Source organism: Mycobacterium sp. TH-M25, assembly GCF_057473665.1.
Window position 1 is genome coordinate 1 of record NZ_JBYCLA010000415.1, and the last position, 6,539, is coordinate 6,539.

A 6,539-nucleotide genomic window follows, 5' to 3' on the forward strand; every position below is an offset into this window, starting at 1 on the left:
ATGCGCTCAACGTCATCGCGGGCCGGGTCGCGTTCGCGCTGGGGCTGGAGGGGCCGGCGATGGCGGTGGACACCGCGTGCAGTGCGTCGCTGGTGGCCGTCCATCAGGCCTGCCAGGCTTTGCATTCCGGTGACTGTGACATGGCGCTGGCCGGTGGGGTAAACGTCTTGGTGAGCCCGGCGTCCATTGTTGCCACCTCGCGCGCCAGGATGCTGTCCGCCGACGGCCGATGCAAGACATTCGACGCCGCCGCCAACGGCTACGCCCGCAGTGAAGGCTGCGGGATTCTGGTGCTCAAGCGACTCGGCGATGCGCAGCGCGACGGCGATCAGATTTGCGCGGTCATCCGGGGCAGCGCGGTCAATCAGGACGGCGCTTCCAGCGGTTTGACGGTGCCCAATGGTGGTGCCCAGCAACGGCTTATCGCCATGACGCTGGCTCGTGCCGGTCTCGAGGGTCGCGACGTCGACTACCTCGAGGCGCACGGCACGGGCACCTCCCTGGGAGACCCGATCGAGGTGCAGGCCGCCGCAGCCGTCTACGGTGCCGGCCGTGACCCGAGCCGACCGCTGCTGATCGGGTCGGCGAAGACCAACGTCGGCCACCTCGAATCGGCAGCGGGCATCGCGGGCCTGATCAAGGTGGTGTTGTCGCTGCAGCACGAAGTTCTGCCGCAGAACCTGCACTTCGAGAACCCATCGCCGAACATTCCGTGGGCTTCGCTGCCGGTCCGGGTGGTGGACAAGGCGATTCCCTGGCAGACCGGCGGCCGACCCCGTCGCGCCGGAACAAGCTCCTTCGGATTCTCCGGCACCAATGCGCACGTCCTCATCGAGGAAGCGCCGTCCCAACCGGCACCCGATCCCGAGCCGGCAGCAGCGGAATTCGTTGGCGTGCTGCCGCTCTCGGCACGATCACCGCAGGCGCTGACGGCGTTGGCGCAGCGATACGGGGACTGGCTGGACGCGCACCCCCAGGCCGACCTCGCCGATGTGTGCTTCACCGCCGGAGTGGGACGGTCGCATTTCGAGCACCGGGCCGCGCTCGTGGTGGATTCGGTTCAGGGCGGCCGCGAGCTGCTGGCCGGGTTGGCCGAGGATCGGTTGGGGCCGGGCGCGCTGCGCGGCGTGTGCGGCGACCGGCCGAAGACAGCGTGGCTGTTCACCGGTCAGGGCAGTCAGTACCCGGGCATGGCGCGCGAGTTGTTCGATACCGAACCGGTGTTCGCCGACGTCGTGCGGCGATGCGCGGAGGCCGTCGAGGGACTGCTGCCGCGTCCACTGCTGGAGGTGCTGTTCGACACCGACTCCGGAGATGGCGACACCGGCAAGGGCGTTGGGAAAACACTGCGGCACACCTCTTTTGCGCAACCGGCGCTGTACGCCGTCGAGATGGGCCTGGCCCGGTTGTGGCAGTCCTGGGGCATCGAGCCCGACGTGGTGCTCGGGCACAGCGTGGGCCAGTACGCCGCGGCGTGCGTGGCGGGCGTGTTCAGCCTCGAGGACGGGGCACGACTGATGGCCGAACGCGGTCGGCTGTTCGGCAATCTGCCCGAGGGCGGGCGGATGGTGGCGGTCTTCGCCGACGCCGAACGGGTGGAGCACGTCGCCGACGAATTCCCACACATTTCCGTCGCCGCCTACAACGGCGCCAACACCGTGCTCTCGGGCCCGGTCGCGGATCTGGAACAGATTGTGGCCAGGCTGACCGACGGAGAAGTCCGCTGCACCTGGCTGGACACCAGTCACGCCTTCCATTCCGAGCTACTGGACCCAGCACTCGACGAATTCGAGTCCTATGCGCAGGGATTCGAATTCGCGGTGCCTACCCTGCCGCTGGTCTGCAACCGCACCGGCGAGGTCATCACCGCGGAAACCCCACTGGACGGCGGCTACTGGCGGCGGCATTCCCGGCAGCCGGTGCAGTTCACCCAGAGCGTGCACACCGTGGCGCAGCTCGGCTGTTCGGTGCTGATGGAGATCGGTCCGCAACCGATTCTGACCGTCGCCGCGCTGGCGGCCTGGCCGGAATCGTCGCCCGCTCCGCAGCCGATCGTGTCGCTGCGCAAGAACACCGATGCCCATCGTCAGATGACAGAAGCGCTGGCCGCGGCCTACGTCGCCGGGCATCGGCCCGAGTTCGCGGCGCTGCACCAGCGGCCGCGTCACACGTTCGGATTGCCCACTTATCCGTTCCAACGGCGTCGCTTCTGGCCCAAGACCGCCGACGTCCGCAGCGACGGTGCTGTCGGATCGGGAATCCTGGGTAGCGCCAAGGATCTCGCCTCCGGCGACGCCGTCTACACCAGCCGGTGGTCCGTCAAAACGCAGCCGTGGCTGGCCCATCACGTCATTTACGGCACGGTGGTCGTTCCGGGCGCAACCTACGCGACGATGGCCATTGCCGCCGTCGGAACCCCGGCGCAGGTCCGCGACGTCTTCTTCTACGAGCCGATCATCCTGGGCGAGAAGACCTCCCGGGAGGTGCAGCTGACCGTTCACCCGGTCGAAGACGGCGGCGGCTGGACCTTCCAGGTGCACAGCCGCCCGTACGGTGATCGCGAATCCGAGTGGTCGTTGAACGCCGACGGCCGGATCGTCGCCGATACCGACGACGCACCGCCGCCGACCGAATCCATCGATGCCGCCTGCGAACGGTTGGGCCGCACCCGGCCGCAGCAGCTGTTCGACACCTTCGCCGACATGGAGCTGACGTGGGGCCCGACCTGGTCCACCTCGCTCAAATCGCTGTGGGCCGGCGACGGTGAAGCGGTCGGCGATATCGCCATCGGTGACGAACTCGCCGAACAGCTGGGCAGCGAGCCGATCCATCCGGTGCTGCTCGACCTGTGCACCGGAATCGCTTTCCCCGCCTTCCCGGCGGAGCTCGCGGCCGCCGAAGACGGTGCCGTCGCAGATCTCTACCTACCGCTTCGCTATGGACGAGTGGTGCTACGTGAGCGGCTGCCCAAGCGGTTCTACTGCCGCGCGCGCTGGCAGAGCGGCGGCATCGACAGCGAAACCCAGGTCTTCGACCTCGATTTCGTGGATCGGGACGGCCGCCAGCTCGGCGAAATCCGCGAGTTCACCGTCAAACGCGCGCCCCGCGAGGCGTTGTTGCGCGGACTCGGCGGCGACGGCACCCGGCACCTGTACACCCTTGGCTGGCAGGAGATATCGCCGCCGGCCGAGGACTCCGCTGCCGGCGACGGCACCTGGCTGATCGCCGGATTCGACGAGTTGGCTGCCGCCCTTCCCGATTGCGTCTCGTTGGACCACGACACCGATCCGGACTCGTGGAGCCGGCTGTTCACCCGGGCGGCCGAGCGCGGCACCCCGGTCTCGGGCATCGTCTGGCGCAGCAACCGGCGTCCCGGCGCGCCAGAGCCGAGTGCCGATTTCGCCGCGCGGCTGGAGAACGAGATCGATCAACTGCTCACCGTCGTCGGGACGTTGCAGGCCCAGCCGGACCTGAAACTGACCGGCGGGCTGTGGATCGTCACCGAACGGGCCGTGGCGACCGAGGCCGGCGAACCGGTCGACCCGGTGCAGTCGGCGCTGTGGGGTTTTGGCCGCACCGTCATCACCGAGCAACCGGCCCTGAATTGCCGGCTGGTCGACTGCGACGGGTCCGACGACGCCGGCCACGCACTGGCCGCGCTGCTCGGCGCGGCCGGCTCACCCGTCCAGGAACCCGAGCTCGCGTTGCGTCAGGGGAAGCACTTGGTGCCGCGGCTGCTGCCGTGGTCGCGCGACGGCCATCTGCCGATACCTCGTGCCGGGGATTATCTGCTGGAGCCGACCGAACGCGGCGCCATCGACAACCTTCGGCTGGTCGAGGCACACGTGCCGCCGCCCAGCGCGGGGCAGGTGCAGATCAGGGTCGAGGCCGCGGGCCTCAACTTCCGGGATGTGCTCAACGTGCTCGGCCTGTATCCGGGCGATCCCGGACGGGTCGGGGGTGGCGACCTCGCGGGCGTCGTCACGGCGTTGGGCGACGGCGTCACCGAATTCGAGGTCGGCGAGCGTGTCTTCGGCTTCATGCCGGGCGGTTTCGCCAGCCGGGTCAATGTGCCGGCCCAGTTCCTGGCGCCGGTGCCGGGCGGCGTGAGCGCGGTAGCCGCGGCCACCATCCCCGCGGGAGCGTTGACGACCCGGCTCGCGTTCGACTGGGCGAAGGTGGGGCCCGGCGACCGGGTGCTCATTCACGCCGCCAGCGGCGGGGTCGGTTTGGCGGCGATCCAGATAGCCCAGCAGCGCGGTGCGACCGTCTTCGCGACCGCCAGCACCTACAAGCGGGCGGCGCTGCGCGAGTTGGGTGTGCAACACGTCTACGACTCGCGCAGCACCGATTTCGCCGACCAGATCCTGGCCGACACCGGCGGTGCGGGCGTCGACGTGGTGCTCAACAGCCTCACCAACGAGGGGTTCATCGAAGCGACCGTGCGGGCCACCGCGCCGGGCGGCCGATTCGCCGAGATCGCCAAGCGGGACATCTGGACGCGCGAGCAGATGGCGGCGGCCCGTCCCGATATCGACTACGAGATCATCGCCCTGGACTACTGCATCGAGCACGAGCCCGAGCGGACCGGTAACTTGCTGGCCGAGTTGGCGGACAGCATGGCGGGCGGCGAGCTTGCGCCCATTGCCGCCGAGGTCTACCCGATCACCGAGGCCAAGACCGCGTTCCGTCGGATGCAACAGGCACGGCACATCGGCAAGATCGTGTTGCAGATGCCGAAACCGCTACAGCCGCGCGGTGATCGGAGCTATCTGATCACCGGCGGCGTCGGCGCACTCGGTCTGCACACCGCAGCGCACCTGGCCCAGCTCGGCGCCGGCGACATCGTGCTGACCAGTCGACGGATGCCGGACGCCGATGCGCAGCGCACCATTGCCGACATGGCCGAGCGGTACCGCTGCCGCATCCACACCTTCACCGCCGACATCGGCGATGCGGCGCAGGCCGCAGCGCTGATCGAGCGGATCCGGGCGGAGCTGCCGCCGCTGGCGGGCGTGGCACACCTGGCGGGCGTGCTCGACGACGCGCTGCTCACCCAGCAGAGCCTGGAACGGTTCCGGACGGTGTTGGCGCCCAAAGCGTTCGGCGCCTACCACCTGGATCGGCTGACGCGAGACGACGACCTCGAGTTCTTCATGGTGTACTCGTCGGCGTCCAGCGTGATCGGTTCACCCGGCCAGGCCAACTACGCGACAGCCAATGCGCTGCTCGACGGGCTCGTTGCCGACCGCAGGGCCCGGGGTCTGCCCGCGACCAGCATCAACTGGGGCCCGTGGGCGAAGGGCGGCATGGCCACCTCACATGCCGCGCGGGTCAATCTCAGTGCGCAAGGGCTGATTCCACTGGAGCCCTCGGTCGCGCTGGACGGCCTCAGCGAGATCATCGCCCACGGAACCGCGCAGGCCACCGTCCTGAAAGCCAACTGGCAGCGCGCGGCGAAGGGGCTCGGCGGCATTCGCCCCGCGATCCTGGACCACGTGCTCCCGAGTGCCGTCGCGGCGGCGACCGGCGACAGCGAGTTGCTCCGGCGGCTGCACGAGGTGCCCGAGACCGAGCGCGGCAGCTTCCTCACCGAGTACCTCCGGCGCGAAGTACAGAACTTCCTGAGGCTCGCGCAACCGCCCGCCGCAACCAGCCGGTTCCTGGAACTGGGCACGGATTCGCTGATGGCAGTCGAGTTCAGTAACAGATTGCTCCCCCAATTCGGCGGTGCGTTCACGATCACCGCGACCGCGGTGTTCGACTATCCGACCATCGGGTCGCTGGCCGAATACCTGGCCGGTCAGGTGCCTGAGTCGGTCGGGGTCGAACCCGTCGCCGCGGCCGGGACTGCCGGGTAAGGCGACGCCATGGATCAACAGACGAGGCCTTCGATGCACGATGACTCCCGGGGTGCGATGTCGGCGCACCTGGCTGATGACCTACTGTCGACAACCGCCGGCGGGTGGCACAGCTTTTACGATCTGCTGAGCCGCCGCCTCGAGGACATCGGCGTGGCTGACTCGTCGTTTTTCCTCAATTACGGCTATGTGCCAACGGATTCCGACAACGAATCGGCGTTCGCCGTGCGCGACGGCACCTTCAACGCCAATTCGGTCCGGCTGGTGTTCGAGGTGATCGGCTCGATCGACCTGCACGACCGCACCGTCGTCGAAATCGGCTGTGGGCGCGGCGGCAACTCCCGGCTCGTCGCGGAGAAGTTCAACGCTGCGGTCATCGGCATAGACATGTCCGCGGAAGCGATCGGGTTCTGCCGAAAGACGCACCTCTCCGATTCGACGGACTTCCGCGTGGGCGACGCCTTGGACATCCCGCTGGCCGACGAATCGTGCGACGCCGTCCTCAATGTCGAGTCGTCGCATTCGTACGGGAACCTGCCCACGTTCCTGAGCCAAGTCCGCCGGATCTGCCGGCCGGGAGCATGGGTTCTGCATACCGACGTCCTGAGCCCGGAGGACTGGGACTACGTCCGGGCACGGCTGAAGAAGTTGGGGTTTGTCACCGTCGACGACCGCGAC

Annotated in this window: 2 protein-coding genes; both read left to right on the forward strand. The window is 68.5% G+C overall.

Annotated elements, in window-relative coordinates; genetic code table 11:
- Positions 1-5,861, forward strand: a 5,861-nt coding sequence (locus AC2VOU_RS14065; protein WP_486957938.1) for an SDR family NAD(P)-dependent oxidoreductase, incomplete at its 5' end; no start/stop codon positions are given.
- A gap of 33 nt (positions 5,862-5,894) precedes the next feature.
- Positions 5,895-6,539: class I SAM-dependent methyltransferase (locus AC2VOU_RS14070; protein ID WP_486957939.1), on the forward strand; the 645-nt coding region annotated here is incomplete at its 3' end.